At 73.6% G+C, this 15,518-nt stretch carries 15 protein-coding genes; 5 read left to right on the top strand and 10 right to left on the bottom strand.

Annotated elements, in window-relative coordinates; translation table 11 throughout:
• Positions 1–3: 3 nt before the first annotated feature.
• Positions 4–480, bottom strand: a complete 477-nt coding sequence (locus tag ACFIF2_RS10360) for an Lrp/AsnC family transcriptional regulator (protein WP_055420586.1) — start codon at positions 478–480, stop codon at positions 4–6.
• Positions 481–685: 205 nt separating this feature from the next.
• Here ACFIF2_RS10360 and ACFIF2_RS10355 point away from each other — a divergent pair, with 205 nt between their 5' ends.
• Together ACFIF2_RS10355 and ACFIF2_RS10350 are read left to right on the top strand one after the other, a co-directional pair.
• Complete coding sequence (locus ACFIF2_RS10355; protein WP_395572250.1) at positions 686–2,176, top strand: FUSC family protein; 1,491 nt, start codon at positions 686–688, stop codon at positions 2,174–2,176.
• 153 nt (positions 2,177–2,329) lie between these two features.
• Positions 2,330–3,364, top strand: a complete 1,035-nt coding sequence (locus ACFIF2_RS10350; protein ID WP_395572249.1) for a lactonase family protein — start codon at positions 2,330–2,332, stop codon at positions 3,362–3,364.
• A 175-nt stretch (positions 3,365–3,539) separates the two neighbouring features.
• Here the strand turns inward: ACFIF2_RS10350 and ACFIF2_RS10345 are convergent, their stop codons facing one another.
• The 6 genes from ACFIF2_RS10345 to ACFIF2_RS10320 all read right to left on the bottom strand — a co-directional run bounded on the left by ACFIF2_RS10345 (position 3,540) and on the right by ACFIF2_RS10320 (position 9,750).
• The gene (locus ACFIF2_RS10345; protein WP_395572248.1) at positions 3,540–4,463 is read right to left on the bottom strand and encodes a sirohydrochlorin chelatase; all 924 of its coding nucleotides are present in this window, start codon (positions 4,461–4,463) and stop codon (positions 3,540–3,542) included.
• Between the two features lie 135 nt (positions 4,464–4,598).
• On the bottom strand, positions 4,599–5,636 hold the full coding sequence (locus ACFIF2_RS10340) for an N-acetylglucosamine kinase (protein ID WP_395572247.1): 1,038 nt from the start codon (positions 5,634–5,636) through the stop codon (positions 4,599–4,601).
• On the bottom strand, positions 5,633–6,310 hold the full coding sequence (locus ACFIF2_RS10335; RefSeq protein ID WP_395572246.1) for a uracil-DNA glycosylase: 678 nt from the start codon (positions 6,308–6,310) through the stop codon (positions 5,633–5,635). Before ACFIF2_RS10335 ends, ACFIF2_RS10340 begins: the two co-directional genes overlap by 4 nt.
• Before the next feature lie 70 nt (positions 6,311–6,380).
• Positions 6,381–7,535, bottom strand: a complete 1,155-nt coding sequence (locus ACFIF2_RS10330) for a WD40/YVTN/BNR-like repeat-containing protein (RefSeq protein ID WP_395572245.1) — start codon at positions 7,533–7,535, stop codon at positions 6,381–6,383.
• 133 nt (positions 7,536–7,668) lie between these two features.
• Positions 7,669–8,472 carry a pectate lyase gene (locus ACFIF2_RS10325; RefSeq protein ID WP_395572244.1) on the bottom strand — a complete coding sequence of 268 codons (804 nt, stop codon included), beginning with the start codon at positions 8,470–8,472 and terminating at the stop codon, positions 7,669–7,671.
• 198 nt (positions 8,473–8,670) lie between these two features.
• Positions 8,671–9,750 carry an NADH:flavin oxidoreductase/NADH oxidase gene (locus ACFIF2_RS10320; protein WP_395572243.1) on the bottom strand — a complete coding sequence of 360 codons (1,080 nt, stop codon included), beginning with the start codon at positions 9,748–9,750 and terminating at the stop codon, positions 8,671–8,673.
• Between the two features lie 151 nt (positions 9,751–9,901).
• On the opposite strand from ACFIF2_RS10320, the gene ACFIF2_RS10315 reads away from it, so the two are divergent.
• Positions 9,902–10,264 (top strand): ArsR/SmtB family transcription factor, encoded by a 363-nt coding sequence (locus ACFIF2_RS10315; RefSeq protein WP_395572242.1) that lies wholly within the window; start codon positions 9,902–9,904, stop codon positions 10,262–10,264.
• Positions 10,265–10,361: 97 nt separating this feature from the next.
• Here the strand turns inward: ACFIF2_RS10315 and ACFIF2_RS10310 are convergent, their stop codons facing one another.
• Positions 10,362–11,708, bottom strand: coding sequence for an FAD-dependent oxidoreductase (locus ACFIF2_RS10310; RefSeq protein ID WP_395572241.1), 1,347 nt, complete (start codon positions 11,706–11,708; stop codon positions 10,362–10,364).
• A gap of 244 nt (positions 11,709–11,952) precedes the next feature.
• On the opposite strand from ACFIF2_RS10310, the gene ACFIF2_RS10305 reads away from it, so the two are divergent.
• Positions 11,953–12,402: a DUF6214 family protein gene (locus ACFIF2_RS10305; protein ID WP_395572240.1), complete on the top strand. Its 450-nt coding sequence runs from the start codon at positions 11,953–11,955 to the stop codon at positions 12,400–12,402.
• A gap of 18 nt (positions 12,403–12,420) precedes the next feature.
• Here ACFIF2_RS10305 and ACFIF2_RS10300 read toward each other — a convergent pair whose 3' ends face one another.
• Positions 12,421–13,086 carry a DUF305 domain-containing protein gene (locus tag ACFIF2_RS10300; protein WP_395572239.1) on the bottom strand — a complete coding sequence of 222 codons (666 nt, stop codon included), beginning with the start codon at positions 13,084–13,086 and terminating at the stop codon, positions 12,421–12,423.
• A 209-nt stretch (positions 13,087–13,295) separates the two neighbouring features.
• On the opposite strand from ACFIF2_RS10300, the gene ACFIF2_RS10295 reads away from it, so the two are divergent.
• Positions 13,296–14,798, top strand: a complete 1,503-nt coding sequence (locus tag ACFIF2_RS10295) for an LVIVD repeat-containing protein (RefSeq protein WP_395572238.1) — start codon at positions 13,296–13,298, stop codon at positions 14,796–14,798.
• On the opposite strand, the gene ACFIF2_RS10290 is transcribed toward ACFIF2_RS10295, so the two are convergent.
• Positions 14,786–15,505, bottom strand: coding sequence for a TetR/AcrR family transcriptional regulator (locus tag ACFIF2_RS10290; RefSeq protein WP_395572237.1), 720 nt, complete (start codon positions 15,503–15,505; stop codon positions 14,786–14,788). The two genes, ACFIF2_RS10295 and ACFIF2_RS10290, sit on opposite strands and share 13 nt — an antisense overlap.
• Between the last annotated feature and the right edge of the window lie 13 nt (positions 15,506–15,518).

Here is a 15,518-nt window from a genome sequence, read left to right as displayed (position 1 = left end):
GGCTCACTTCCGTGCCGTGCGCCCGATCGACTCCACCAGCGGCAGCAGCCGGTGCGGGACGCGCTCGCGCAGCGCCACCTCGCTGCGGGTGCGGACCACCCCGGGCAGGCTGATCAGCTTCTGGACGACGTCCTCCAGGTGCGCGTTGTCCCGCGCCACGACACGGGTCAGCAGGTCGCCGCCGCCCGTGATCGAGAAGGCCTCGACGATCTCCGGGACGGCCGCCAGCGCCTCGCCCACCTCGTCCAGATGGCCCTGGGTGACCTCGATGTGCACGAACGCGAGCACCGGGTGGCCCAGCGCGGCGGGGGAGAGGGACGGTGCGGTGCCGGTGATCACGCCGTCGCGCTCCAGGCGGTCCAGGCGGGCCTGGAGCGTGCCGCGGGCGACCCCGAGGAGGCGGGCGTACTCGCGCACGCTGGTGCGCGGCTGCTCCAGCAGCAGCCGCAGGATGCGCGTGTCCAGCTCGTCGACGGCCATGACGTCCGGTCCTCCCCTCGTCGGCCAATGGCACCCCGGTGGCTCGGGGAACACCGCCGCCATTGTACCAATGGCCCACTCTTGCGAGCACCAGTTGAGCCACTGGTGGAGGAGATGCTCCTATGGACGAGTCGATGGCGCTGCGGATCCCGCGGCGCCTTTCTCATGTCGGTGACGTCGCGCCAAGGCGAGGGGGCGGTAAGCAGTGCTGAAGAGGGTGTTCGTGAGCCCGGACCCGGGGCGGGCACGGCTGCGGTTCGCCACGCGGGCCGTACTCGGCATCGGGCTGGCCGTCGTGGTCTGCGGCCTGGCCGGCACCTCCCTGGTGGGTGCCGTCACCGGCGGGCTGGCCGCGCTGCTCGCGCTGTTCACCGTCACCGACGCCACCGTGCGCGGGCAGGCGGTCACCACCGTGCTGCTGCCGGTCGTCGGACTGCCCGTGCTCACCGCCGCCGCCGCGCTGCACGACCTTCCCGTGGCCCGGGACCTCACCTTCCTCGCCGTGGTCGGCGCGGGCGTGTACGCCCGGCGCTGGGGCCCGCGCGGCCACAGCCTCGGCGTGTTCGCCTTCATGACCTTCTTCATCGCCCAGTTCCTGCACGCGACCACGGACCGGCTGCCCGAGATGTTCGCCGCCGTCCTGCTGTCCGTGGCCGCCGCCGCGACGGTGCGCTTCGGCCTGTGGTGCTACGAGCGCCGCCTGCCCCCGCCCGTCGTCCCCGCACCGCCCGCCGGCACCGGGCTCGCCCGCGTCACCACCCGTCAGGCCGTCCAGGCCACCGTGGGCGCCGGTCTCGCCCTGGTCGTGGGTCAGCTGGTGTCCGACGAGCGCTGGTACTGGGCCGTCGGCGCCACCTGGTGGGTGTTCGTCAACACCACCTCGCGCGGCGAGACCCTGGTCCGGGGCTTCCGCCGGGTCCTCGGCACGGTCGTCGGCATCGGTCTCGGCTTCCTCGTCGCGTTCCCCCTCGCCGGGGCCCCGGTGCCCACCGCCGTGCTCGTGGCGGCGTGCGTCTTCGGCATCTTCTACACGGCCGCGGTCTCCTACACCTGGATGATGCTCTGCGTGACCCTGCTCGCCGAGCTGCTCTACGGCCTCCTGGGCTTCCTCAGCCCCGGGCTGCTCGCCCTGCGGCTCGTCGAGACCGGCGTCGGGGCGCTGGGCGCCGCGCTGGCCGTGCTCCTCGTCCTGCCCGTCACCACGCACGCCGTCACCGACGCCTGGATCCAGCGCGCCCTGCGCTGCGTCCACGCCTGCACCGCCGAGGCCGCCGCCCGCCTCGCCGGCGCCGAGGACGCCGACCCGGCACCGCGCGTGACCGAACTGGAGCAGCTGCTCGGCCGGGTCCGGCTGTCGGTCGCCCCGCTCGTGCACCCGCTCAACCCCATGCTCGGCCGCAAGCGCCGCGCCCGCCGCGTGCTGGCCCTCCTCGACGACTGCGCCCGGGAGATCCGCGGCCTGGTCGCCGTCGCCGCGGACCCGGAGGCCTCGCACGACGCCCGGCTGGCCGCCGCCTGCTGGCGGGTCGAGACCGCGGTGGAGGCGCTCACCGGAGGCCGGGCGCTGCCCGCCCGTACGGACGGGGAGCACGCCGCCGAACCCGCGCTGGCCCACCTCCACGGCCTGGAACGCGCCCTCGCCGACCTCGCGGCCCCCCTGCGCGCCCCCTCCGGCTCGCCGCTCGTCGACGCCTGAGCCGTCCGCTCCCGGGCTGTCCGTTCCCGAGTCACCCGTTTGGTCTAGACCGCATGTGATCGACTGCTACCGTCGCCCCGGGGCAGACGACCGGCCGGCACGTCACGCGGTGCCGGCGAGGCGGCACGAGGCCGGAAACGAGAGGGGCCAGCGGTGGCAGACGGCGGCAGGCGGCAGCGACGGGCGTTCATCGGGTCCTTCACGGCGGCGGGCGGGCCCGGCATCGTCACGGCGTCCGTCGCGCCCAGCGGCGGCGCCCTCACGGTCCTGAGCGGCACGGACCGCCTGCCCGACCCCTCCTACCTCGCCCTGGCCCCCGACGGGGACACGCTCTACGCCGTCAGCGAGACGGCCGAGGGCGCGGTGGCCGCCTTCCGCGTGGCCGGGGACAAGCCGGAGCCCGCCGGAAGGCCGGTGCCGGTCGGCGGGGACGGGCCGACCCACCTCGCCCTGTACGCCGGCCACGTCCTGACCGCCAACTACGGCTCCGGCAGCGTCACCGCCGTCCCGCTCCGCCCCGACGGCACCCTCGCCCGGTCCGCCTCCGGCGTCCTGCGGCACACCGGGTCGGGCCCGCACGCCCAGCGCCAGCAGGGCCCCCACGCGCACCAGGTGCGGCCAGACCCGAGCGGGCGGTGGGCCGTCAGCGTGGACCTCGGCACCGACTCCGTGCGCGTCTGCGCCCTCGACGACGGCGCCCTCGCCGTGCACCGGGAGGTCGCGCTGCGCCCCGGCTCGGGCCCGCGTCACCTGGCCTTCCACCCGGACGGCGCCCGCGCCTACGTGGTCAACGAACTGGCGCCCACCGTGACCGTCTGCCGCTGGGACGCCGCCGACGGGGTGCTCCAGCCCCTGACCGAGGTCCCGGTGCTGCCCGGGGCCCCGGCCGGCGACGCCTATCCGTCCGGCATCGTGGTCTCGCCCGACGGCCGCTTCGTGTGGACCGCGACGAGGGGTGAGGACGTCCTGTCCGTATTCGTCGTGGAGCCCGACGGGCTGCGGCTGTTCGGCACGGTGCCCTGCGGCGGTCACTGGCCGCGCGAGATCGCCGAGTCGAACGGCTACCTGTACGCGGCCAACGAGCGCTCCGGGGACGTCACGTGGTTCGCCCTCGACCCGGAGACCGGCGTCCCCCGCCGCGCCGGCTCCCTCGCGGTCCCCGCCGCGTCCTGCGTGATCTTCGGCTGACCCCTGGCGCGTGCGCCGGCGCCGCCCCGCCGTACCCGGCAGGGCGGCCTCCCCGCGCGGCCGCCCGAGAGTACGGCTGCCTCACGCCGCCGCGGGGTACGGCGAAGGGGCCCGCCCCCTCCACCGGGGCGGGCCCCTTTCGGCCGCAGGTGCCGCGTTCGCGCGGACGGTTGCGTCAGCGGACCGGCGCGCCCTGCGGCTGCTGCGGCGAGATGCCGAGCGCCGTCGTGTACTTGGCCAGCGTCAGCTTGCCGATCGCCGGGTAGGGGCCGAGCGGCTCGGCGGTGGAGCAGCCCGCCTCCTTGGCCGCGTCCTCCAGGAGGGACGCCTCGATCTCCGGCCCGATCAGGTACGGCGCGAGCGCCAGCTGCTGCGAACCCGAGGAACGCAGCTGCTCGGCCACGGACGCGATCGAGCCCTCCTCGTCCAGGGCCGCCGCCATCACCGGCACGGCGAGGCGCGCGGCGAGCAGCATGCCGGTGATCCCGGCCGCCTGGACGGCCTCGTCACCGCCCACGGAGGCCAGGATGATGCCGTCCGCGGCCGTCGCCACGGTGAACAGCCTGGCCCGGTCGGCGCGGGCCAGACCGGCCTCGGAGAGCCGCACGTGCAGCGCCTCGGCCAGCAACGGGTGCGGGCCGAGGACATCGGTCAGCTCGGCCGCGATCCGGCTGTCCATGACGGCCTGCCGGATGCGGCGCAGCAGCGCGTTGTCCGGCCCGGCGAGCAGCGGCACCACGACGGCGACGGGCCCCTCGGGCTCCTTCACCTCCAGGCCGGCGGCACGCGCCTGCTCGAAGCGGGCGGTGCGCTCCTCGGCGGCCCGCACGAGGACCGTCGACAGGGAGGGGAACTCCTCGTCGTCCCCGTCGAGGTGGCCGATCCTCGCGTCGAGGCCGGGCAGCTCGGAGCGGGCGATGCTGATGACCTCGTCGGCGAGGCCGCGGGTGGCGCTGCTGGGCGTCCCCGGCACCGCGAGGACGAGCGCCGGCGCGCCCTCGGGAGCCACCAGGGGTTCGGGACGGCGGTGCCGTCCGGGCTGGCGGGGGCGCGGCATTCGTACGGGCAGGCCGGACGCGGGCCCAGTGGGGGAGCTCATGGCGCCGCATGTTACTGGTTTCCCCGGTTTCCCTGTTCGGGGAGGGTGCAGGTGAGCGGTTTCCGTCCGGTTTTGTCTGAAGAGTGATGTACGGATCGGCCGACATCGGCACGATTCACCTCACCGGCGGACCCATTACCGGCCACCCGGCACAGCGGTCACCCCCAGCATCCTGTCGTCACACGGAAGGCTGAACGCGCCGGTCGTCAGATCGGTCGCGATGCGGACCGCGCCGTGCAGCGGATCGCCCTCGGCGGCCGTCCGCCGCGCCTGCGGCAGCCGCTTCGCCAGCTCCTCCTCCAGCGGTACGACGAGGGCGTCGCCCATCCTGAGCAGGCCGCCGGTGACCGCGACGGCGGGCCGGCCCCCGGGCGGGCAGACGGCGGCGGCGGAGTCGGCCATGTGCCGGGCGGCGGCCCGCAGCACGTCCGCGGCGACGGGGTCGTCGGCCGCGCAGGCGGCCACGTCGGGCGCGAAGGAGGCCAGGACGGCGGGCCGGTCCGTACGCGGATACAGCCGGCCGGGCAGGCCCGCCACCGGACCGAACCGTTCCGTGACCCGGGCCAGCAGCGCGGCGGAGCCACCCGGACGCCCGTCGTGGGCACGCAGCGCGGCTTCGAGACCGGCCCGTCCGATCCACGCGCCGCCGCCGCAGTCGCCCAGCAGGTGCCCCCAGCCGTCCGCCCGGCGCCAGGACGTCAGGTCGGTGCCGGTGGCGACCAGGCCGGTGCCGGCGGCGACCACGGCGCCGGCCCGGGGGCCGATCGCGCCGACGTAGGCGGTGACGGCGTCGGCGGCCAGCGCGACCGTCCGCACGCCCAGCTCCCGGGCCAGCGCGCCCGGCAGTTCGGCGCGCAGGGCGTCGCCCAGGGTGGCCAGCCCGGCGGCCCCGACGACGGCGGTGCCGAACGCGGTCACCCCGGTCTCGGCGGTCAACGACCTGACCATGGGGAGCAGTTGCGCCATCAGGTGACCGGGATCGATGCCGCGGGAGCCGGTGCGGACCGGCTCCCGCGAGGCACGCCGCCCGAGCCCGTCGGGGCCGCCTCCGCCGCCACCGGCCGTCCCGACGGCGACCCGCAGCCCCGAGCCCCCGGAGTCCACGGCCAGGAAGCCGCCCAAGTCCCCGGCACGGGAGCCGCCCGAGTCCCCGGCCGGGGAGCCGTCGCTCACGGCAGGCGCCAGTCGACCGGCTGACCTCCCAGCCGGACCAGCAGGTCGTTGGCCCGGCTGAACGGACGCGAGCCGAAGAAGCCCCGGTCGGCCGACATCGGGGACGGGTGCGCGGACTCCACGGCGGGCAGATCGCCGAGCAGGGGACGCAGATTGCGGGCGTCGCGGCCCCACAGGACGGACACCATCGGCTTGCCGCGCGCCGCGAGGGCGCGGATCGCCTGCTCGGTGACCTCCTCCCAGCCCTTGCCGCGGTGGGCGGCGGGCTTGCGCGGGGCTGTGGTCAGCGCCCTGTTGAGCAGCAGCACACCCTGCCGGGTCCACGGGGTCAGGTCCCCGCTGGAGGGCTGCGGCAGATTCAGGTCGCTGTTCAGCTCCCGGAAGATGTTGACGAGGCTGCCGGGCAGCGGGCGCACATCGGGCGCGACCGAGAACGACAGCCCCACCGCGTGCCCCGGGGTCGGGTAGGGGTCCTGTCCGACGATCAGGACCCGGACGTCGTCGAAGGGCTGCTGGAAGGCCCGTAGGACATGGGATCCGGCGGGCAGGTAGGTGCGTCCGGCGGCGATCTCCGCGCGCAGGAACTCACCCATCGCGGTGATCTGCCCGGCCACGGGTTCCAGGGCCTTCGCCCAGCCCGCCTCGACGATTTCATGCAAGGGTCGTGGTGCCACGGGCGTCACCCTACTGCCGTACGGGTGACGCCGATCAACCGGTGGCGGCGGCCGGTCCCCCCGGTCCGGCTCACCCGACGGTCACCGCCCGCACGCACAGCACGTCCGGCAGGTGGGAGGCCAACTGCCGCCAACTGTCGCCGTCGTCGTCCGAGGCGAACACCTCGCCGTTGCGGTTGCCGAAGTAGACGCCCGCCCGGTCCGCGTCGTCGGTGCACAGCGCGTCGCGCAGCACCGTGCCGTAGTGGTCCTCTTGGGGGAGTCCCGCCGTGAGCGGTTCCCAGCTCTTGCCCGCGTCCGCCGTGCGGTAGACGCGGCAGCGGCGGTCCGCCGGGACCCGGTCCGCGTCGGCGTTGATCGGGAAGACGTACGCCGTGTCGCCCCGGTGCGGGTGGGCGGCGACCGCGAAACCGAACGTGGAGGGCAGCCCCTCCCCGATGTCCGTCCAGTGCGCGCCCGCGTCGTCGCTGCGGTACACGCCCCAGTGGTTCTGCAGGTACAGCCGGTCCGGCGTCGCCGCGTCCCGGGCGACCTTGTGCACGCACTGGCCGAACTCCGGGTTCGGGTCCGGCAGGAAGACGGCGGAGACACCGGAGTTGGACGGCGCCCAGCTCGCGCCGCCGTCCACCGTGCGGAAGACGCCCGCCGTCGAGACGGCGACCGTCACCGACTTCGGGTCGCGCCGGTCGGTGAGCACGGTGTGCAGCCCCTCGCCGCCGCCACCCGGCACCCACCGCGACCGCGTGGGGTGCTCCCACAGGGGGCGGACCAGTTCGAAGCTCTCGCCGCGGTCCTCCGAGCGGTACAGCGCGGCCGGTTCGGTGCCCGCGTAGACCACGTCCGGTTCGGCGGCGGACGGGTGCAGCTGCCACACCCGCTCCAGCGAGGCGCCGGTCTCCTTGGGGAACTTGACGGCCGGCTGCGCCGGTTCGGTCCAGGTGCGGCCCAGGTCGTCGGAGTGGAACACCGACGGACCCCAGTGCGCGCTGTCGCCGCCCGCCAGCAGCCGCGGGGTGTCGCCGCGGGTGTCGAGGGCGACCGAGTAGACCGCCTGCGCGTTGAAGTAGGGACTCTCGTCGAACTCCCAGGTGCCACCCCGCCGGCGCCCGATGAACAGGCCCTTGCGGGTGCCCACGGCGAGCAGTACCTCGGTCATGCCGATCACCTCCGCGGCGTCGCCGTCGACGCCTTTGTCTCGGACACGGGCCAGTCTGCACCCAGGCACTGACAGTCACCCGGGGAAGTGGCGTCGCCGCACGTCAGAGCGGTGGTGTCAGGACGGTGGAGGGGGTCTCGCCGGGTCGGCGGACCGGGTCGGGGCCCGGCCCGCCGGGATCAGCCGACGGCCGTTCGCCGCGTCACTTGTAGGTGATGTCGGACGAGGAGTACTTGCAGTACGTGCCGTCGGGGCCCGAGCCGTTCGAGTCCGGCTCGTCGCCGTCGTCGTTGCCGATGTACTTCTGGCACGGCACGATCTTCTTGCCGGTGTCCCCGACGATCGTGATGTTGCGCAGGGTGGCGCTGTCGCCGTAGTTGGTGTTGATGCCGGCCAGCCGGCTGCCCTTCCAGGTCACCTCGATGCCGCTGAGGTTGATCGTGCGCTTGTACTGCGTGGAGCAGTTGCCGCACGAGCGGACGAAGGTGCCGAAGTTCTTCACGGCGAAGCCGGACACGTTCAGCGCGCCCGCGCCGTTGAACTGGAACACCTTGTCGCCGGCCTCCTTGGCGCCGCCGCCGGAGACGGTGTAGACGTTCGACGACGAGGAGCCCCGGAAGGTCGCCGCGTCCTCGCCGACGTCCTCCCACCAGACGTTCTGGAGGGTGCAACTGCCCTTGCAGTGGATGCCGTCCGCGGCCGGGGCGCCGAGGATCACGTTCTTGAGGACGGCGCCGGGGGCCAGTTCGAGGATCGGGCCCTGGTCCTCGTCCTGGCCGCCGGAGCCGAGGTCTCCGGTGCCGTAGAGGCGCTTCATCCCGTAGTCCTTGGTGCCGGAGACCGGGATGGTGGAGGAGACTCCCTCGCTGCCGTTGGGGGTCGGCCAGGTGGCGGCGTGCGCCGGAGCGCCTCCGGCTGTCATGAGCATGCCAATAGAGAGGCCGAGCGCGGCCAGCCCGCCCGTCGCGGCGCGTCGCCCCGTGCGGAGGCGTGTCGCAGCAGTCATGTTCTGATCCCTTCCGTAGGGAGTGGGGGTGGAACGGAACATGTACCTGAACGTAGTTCTTCTACGTGTACTCCGACTGCGAGCGCGACCCGGCTGCTGCAAGGGTGTGGCGGCCGGTCCGCGCTCGGTCGGTCACGCTTATGAACGGACGGTAGAGGGCAAGCGCTTTCTAGTCAACGCCTCGCGCGCGATGCCGCCTCACATGCCCCAGCCGTACTGGTCCGGCATCCGGACCGCGTCGCCCAGTTCCCGGGCCGCGTGCTGTGCCCAGGAGGGGTTGCGCAGCAGCTCGCGGCCCAGCAGTACGGCGTCGGCCTCGCCGTTGGCGAGGATCTTCTCGGCCTGTCCCGCGTCGGTGATCAGGCCGACCGCGGCGACCGGCAGTGTGGTGCCGGCCTTCACGCGCGCGGCGAACGGCACCTGGTAGCCGGGCCCGGTCGGGATCCGGACGCGCGGGACGTTGCCGCCGGTGGACACGTCGAGGAGGTCGATGCCGTGCGCCTGGAGGTCGCCGGCGAAGCGGACGGTGTCCTCGGGCGTCCAGCCGCCCTCCTCGAGCCAGTCGGTCGCCGACACGCGGAAGAACAGCGGCTTGTCGTCGGGCCACACCTCCCGCACGGCGTCGACGACCTCGAGGGCGAAGCGGGTGCGGTTCTCGTAGGAGCCGCCGTAGGCGTCGGTGCGGTGGTTGGAGTGCGGTGACAGGAACTCGTGGATCAGGTAGCCGTGGGCGCCGTGGATCTCGGCGATCTCGAAGCCGGCGGCCAGCGCCCGGCGGGCGGCGTCCGCGAACTGCCCGACCACCTCGTGGATCTGGGTGGTCGTCAGCTCCGTCGGCACGGGGTGCCGCTCGTCGAACGCGAGCGGGCTCGGGGCCACCGGCTGCCAGCCGTACGCGTCCGGACCCACGGGGGCCCCGCCCTTCCAGGGCTGCGCGGTCGACGCCTTGCGGCCCGCGTGGGCCAGCTGGATCGCGGGGACCGTGCCCTGGGAGCGCAGGAAGCCCGTGATCCGGCGGAACGCCTCGACCTGGGTGTCGTTCCACAGGCCGAGGTCCTGCGGGGAGATGCGGCCCTGGGGCGACACGCCGGTGGCCTCGACGACGATCAGGCCGGTTCCGCCCACCGCCCGTGCGCCGTAGTGCGCGAAGTGCCAGTCGCCGGGGACGCCCGCCGACGGACCCTCCGGGGCGGCCGAGTACTGGCACATCGGCGGCATCCACACCCGGTTGGGGATCGTGGTCTCACGCAGCTGGAGGGGCTGGAAGAGGGCGCTCATGGAGGGCTGCTCCCTAGGTCGCGGCAGGGGGACGCTCGTACGATAGCCCTCGTAGTACGGGAAGTGTCAAACTACGGCGTTCCTCGTACAATGAAGGGCCCAAGGGCGCCCTCTTCGACGACGAGGGCCTCCCGGACGAACTGGAGCCGCCGTGACCCCCGCCGCCCCCGCCGCCGGCCCGCGCGCACTGCCCCATCCGGTGCGCGAGGAGATCCGGCTGGAGGGGGTGCTGCACGCGCTCGCCGATCCGGTGCGGCTGCGGATCGTGCGGGACCTGGCCGCCGACAGCGACGAGCTGTTCTCCTGCTCGTACTTCGACCTGCCGGTCACCAAGTCCACCACCACGCACCACTTCCGGGTGCTGCGCGAGAGCGGCGTGATCCGGCAGACCTACCGGGGCACGGCCAAGATGAACGGGCTGCGCAGGGACGACCTCGACGCCCTCTTCCCGGGGCTGCTCGACGCCCTCCTGTCCGCCGCGCGGCGCCAGGCCGACCGCCTCGGCGGCGACTGACCGGCGACGACGACGCGTCCGGGGCGCCGCCGAGGGCAGGGGGCGGCCGCTCGGGGGCCGCCGTCGCGGGGCCCGGGCCGTCGCCGGCCGGCGGGAGTCAGGGCCCGGCCGTCCGCGCCGCCGCCAGCAGGGCCTCCCAGTCGGGCAGCTTCACCACGCGCCGTCCCAGCGACACGCCGAGTTCGGCCTCGGCCCGCTCGATGGCCTGCCACCCGGCCCACTCGACCGGCTCGGCACCCTCGGCGCGCAGCGCGGCGAGGGGGTCCGCGGGCAGCTCCCGGCCCGTGAGCGCGCCGGCGTCCGCCAGCAGGGAGGTCACCGTCTCCTTCGCGCACGGCCGGTTGGTGCCGATCACCCCGGTCGGTCCCCGCTTGATCCAGCCGGCCACGTACTCGCCGGGGGAGGCGGCGCCCTCCCGCACGACGCGTCCCGCCCGGTGCGGCACCGTGCCGCTCACCGCGTCGAACGGCAGCCCCTCCAGCGCCACCCCGCGGTAACCCACCGACCGCAGCACCAGTTGGGCCGCGATCTCGACGTACCGCCCGGTGCCCGTCACGCCGCCCCGCCCGTCCGGCGCCGTCCGCTCGAAGCGCGCGGCGCCCACGCGGCCCGCGCCGTCCGCCGTCAGTTCCACCGGGCGCAGGAAGAAGCGGGGCCGGATCCGCCGGGCGGCGGGCGCGGCGGGCCGTCCGGCCCAGCCGCGCAGCGCCTCGACGTTGCGGCGCTGCGGGCCCGGCAGCCCGGAGGGGTCCAGGTATCCCGGGTCCAGTTCCAGTTCCGCCGGTTCCACGACGACCGCAGCGCCCGGCAGCGTCCCCAGCTCGCGCAGTTCCTTGGTGGTGAAGCGGGCCTGCGAGGGCCCCCGGCGGCCCACCATGTGCACGTCGGCGACCTGCCCGGCGCCGAGCGTGGTGAGCGCGGCCTGAGGCATGTCCGTGCCGCTCAGCTCGGCCACGCCGCGGACCAGCATGCGCGCCACGTCGACGGCGACGTTGCCCACCCCGATGACGACCGCCGACCGCGCCCCGCGCAGGAAACCGTCGTCCACGGCGTCCGGGTGGGCGCTGTACCAGGACACGAACTCGGTCGCCGACCAGCTGCCCGGAAGGTCCTCACCGGGGATGCCGAGGCGCCGGTCGGCGGCGGCACCCACGCAGTACACCACCGCGTGGTACAGCTCGCGCAGCCGCGCGGTCGGCACGCCCCCGGGGCCGACCCGGACGCCGCCGAGGAACCGCACCCGCTCGTGCTCCAGGACCGTACGCAGGGTGTCCTGCAGCGACTTGATCCTCTCGTGGTCCGGCGCCACGCCGTAGCGCACCAGCCCGTACGGGCAGGGCAGGCGGTCCAGGACGTCGACGCGCACGTCACAGCCGAGCTGGACGAGGCTCTGGGCGGTGTAGCACCCGCTCGGTCCCGAGCCGACGACGGCGACACGCAGCACGGCGGTACTCCTTGTCCGGGAGGCGGATGGTCCGGAAGTCGGAGGGGGTCGCTGATGCCTCCAGCATCCCACCGCGGCCGCTCCGCCGGCAGGGTGCCGCACCCGGTGAACGGTCCGTGTTCCGTGCGTGTTCTGTTCGTATGGAATGTGATCATGCGGTTACGTTGCGTATGTGCTCGAAGCATCCTTCGTTGATCGTTCTCTTCAGCTTTCCGATCGCTCTCCGGATGACGGCGAGCCGGCCGTGCGGCACACCTGGGTGCTGCGTGAGGGCGGTGCCACCGTCTCGTGGTTCGACGTCCGGCTGACGTTCGCCGACGGTGCCCGGCTGGAGGTGCTGGCCGTGCTGTCCGGCGGGGATCTGCGCGTCGAGGACGTACGGGCCGAGCCGCCGCTCTCCCTCGACGACCTGGCCGTCCTCGCCGAGTGGCTGGAGAGCCCGCTCTCCGACGCCTGTGCGCCGGCCGGCGTCGGCACCGCGGCGGCCGGGCGGCGGCGGGCCCGCCCCCCGGCGCCGCGCGGCAGGGAGGAGCGCCGGCTCGTCGCCGAGGAGTACCGGGCGGCCCGGGACGTGGGCGGCGACCCGGTCCTCGCGGTGATGCGCGCGACCGGGTACGGCCGGCGCAGGTCCCTCAGACTGATCGGCCGGGCTCGCGACGACGGCTTCCTGACCCCGCGCCGCGCACGCCGCTGAGCCGCTGCCGCTGCGCGGTCACAGCATTCCGCGCATCCGCGAGATCTCGCTCGTCTGCTGCGCGACCACGTCGTCCGCCATCTCCTCGGCCTGCACGTTGTTGCCCTCGGACTTGACGTCCGTGGCCATGGCGATCGCCCCCTCGTGGTGAGTGATCATCAGCTTGAGGAAGAGCTGGTCGAAGGCCTTGCCCTCGGCCGCGCGCAACTTCTCCAACTGGGCCTCGGTGGCCATCCCCGGCATCGCGGCGTGGTCGTGCTTGCCGCCGGTCTCCTTCTCGCCGTGCTTGTGCAGCCAGCCCTTCATCGCCTCGATCTCCGGTCCCTGGGCGGCGGAGATCCGTTCGGCGAGCTTGCGGACCTGGCCGGACGCCGCCCGCTCCGGCACGAGTCCGGTCATCTCCAGTGCCTGGGCGTGGTGCTGGATCATCATCCGCGCGTAGGACACGTCCGCCGAGTTGGGGGAGTCGTCGTCGGCGCGCTGCTCCTCGGCGTCCTGTGCGGACAGCGTCCGGTTGTCCTCGCCAGGTTTGCCGGGGGCGATCACCGACGGTCCGGCCGCGTCCGCCGGCCCGGTGTCCGAGCCGGAGTCGCAGGCCCCGAGCCCGAGTACGGCCAGTGCCGTCAGCGAGGCCGTGACGAGTGACGCACGGGACAGCACGGGGCGAGCGGGGCGAAAGGACACGACGAACCTCCTGTGGCTGGGGGTGCCCCCTCTGAGGGAGGGATGCGGAGCACCTTGTGGGTGCGATGACCGTCCTAGCACGCTTCCGCGCGTCACTGATCAAAAAACTTCGTTGCGAGTGTGTTGCCACCCTGTTGATATGTGCATGGTGAAGACGATACTGCGGGGGCGTGAACCGTTCCGTCGGGAACGGACGTAGGGAGGACACAGTGACCCTGTTGAACGACCCGCGAACGCGGCGCAGACGTCTGGGAGTCGCGGCTGCCGCCGCGGGGCTCCTGTCCGCGCTGCTGACGGCCGGTCCGGCCATGGCGACCCCTGACCCCGGGGACAGTCCGGCCACGTCGAAGGAGGTGTCCAAGAGCGCGCGCGCCGAGGTGAGCGACGCCATCGAGGACGGCGCGATACCCGGCCAGGACGAGATCGTCCACTCGGACAACATCGAGCACCTGGCCAACATCCCGAAGGACGCCCTGCCGGGCACCAACTCGGACCTCGCCTTCCAGGGCAAGTACGCCTTCGCCGGCAACTACGACGGCTTCCGCATCTTCGACATCAGCAACCCCAAGAAGCCGCGGACCGTCTCCCAGGTGCTCTGCCCGGGCTCGCAGAACGACATCTCCGTCTCCGGCGACCTGCTGTTCCTGTCGACCGACTCCTCGCGCAGCGACAGCAGTTGCAACAGCACCACGCAGCCCGCGACCGAGAAGTCCTCCTGGGAGGGCATGAAGGTCTTCGACATCAGCGACAAGCGGAACCCGCGGTACGTCGCCGCCGTCGAGACCGCCTGCGGCTCGCACACCCACACGCTGGTGCCCGAGCGCAAGAACGTCTACGTCTACGTCTCCTCGTACTCGCCGAACGCCGCCTACCCCGACTGCCGGCCGCCGCACGACGGCATCTCGGTCATCAAGGTGCCGCGCGACGCGCCCGAGAAGGCGGCGGTCGTGGGCTTCCCGGTGCTGTTCCCCGGTGAGGGCCCCGACGGCGGCGGCAACCCCGGCGGACCGACCAACCCGGGCGTCTCCAAGACCACCGGCTGCCACGACATCACGGTCCTGCCCTCCAAGGACCTGGCGGCGGGCGCCTGCATGGGCGACGGCATCCTGTTCTCCATCGAGGACCCCGAGCGCCCGAAGGTCATCGACCGCGTCCAGGACAACGTCAACTTCGCGTTCTGGCACTCCGCGACCTTCAACCAGAAGGCGAACAAGGTCGTCTTCACCGACGAGCTGGGCGGCGGCGGCGCCGCCACCTGCAACGCGGAGATCGGCCCGAACCGCGGCGCCGACGGCATCTACGACATCGTCGGCCGGGGCGACCACCGCGAGCTGGTCTTCCGCAGCTACTACAAGATCCCGCGCCACCAGGCCGACACCGAGAACTGCGTCGCCCACAACGGCTCGCTGATCCCGGTCAAGGGCAAGGACCTCATGGTCCAGGCCTGGTACCAGGGCGGCATCTCCGTCTGGGACTTCACCGACTCCTCGCGCCCGAAGGAGATCGCCTACTTCGAGCGCGGTCCGCTGAGCACGGAGAACCTGGTGACCGGCGGTTCGTGGTCGGCGTACTACTACAACGGCTACATCTACTCGAACGACATGGCCAAGGGCTTCGACGTCCTCAAGCTCAGCGACCGGCGCACGGACCCGGCCAAGCGGGTCCACCTGCGTGAGCTCAACACGCAGACGCAGCCGGACTACTTCGACTGAGCCGTCCCCTCGCTCCGGCCGGCCGGGTCCGCGTGGGCCCGCCGGCCGGGCAGGCCGGTCGCGAAGAACCGCGACAGGTCCGTCTCGCACGTCGTCCCGCCGGGCGCCGCGGCCTCCGGCGGGACGCCCAGCTCCCACGCCAGCCGGTAGCGCTTGAACAACTCGGCGCGCAGCACCGGCACGGGCATCGGCACCCCCGGTACCAGGGCGGCGAAGACGGCGCCCATCAGCAGCGCGCGCAGCATCGGGTAGTCCCGGTCGACGTCCCGCGAGCCGTGCCGGGCCACCGTGTCCCGCAGCAGCTCCGCCAGCCGCCGCTGCTCCGGGCACGGCACGAAGCCCACCTCGGCCTGGAGCAGTCCCGCCATGTGCTGGCGCATGAGCACCGGCCGGTCCCTGGCCAGGCCCAGGATCGCGTCGACGGCCCGCGCCATCCGCTCGGCCCCGTCGGCGGTGCGCGGCTCCCGCTCCAGCGCCTCCTCCAGCGTGCGGTGCATCAGCCGGTGGACCGCGGACTGGACCAACTGGCGCTTGCCGGGGAAGTAGTACGAGACCAGGCCGCGGGCCGAACCCGCCCGGTCGGCGATGTCGCCGAGGGTCGTTGCGTCGTAGCCGTGCTCGCCCACCAGCTCCACCGCGGCCTGCAGAAGCCGCTCCTTGGAACGCCTGCGCAACTCTTCATTGACCGAGGCGCTGCGCGGGGACATGCTGTACTCCTGC

This window comes from Streptomyces sp. BK79, from assembly GCF_044142145.1.
Taxonomy (GTDB): domain Bacteria; phylum Actinomycetota; class Actinomycetes; order Streptomycetales; family Streptomycetaceae; genus Streptomyces.
Note: the sequence above shows the minus strand (reverse complement) of the source record. Positions and strands in the feature narration are given on the sequence as shown.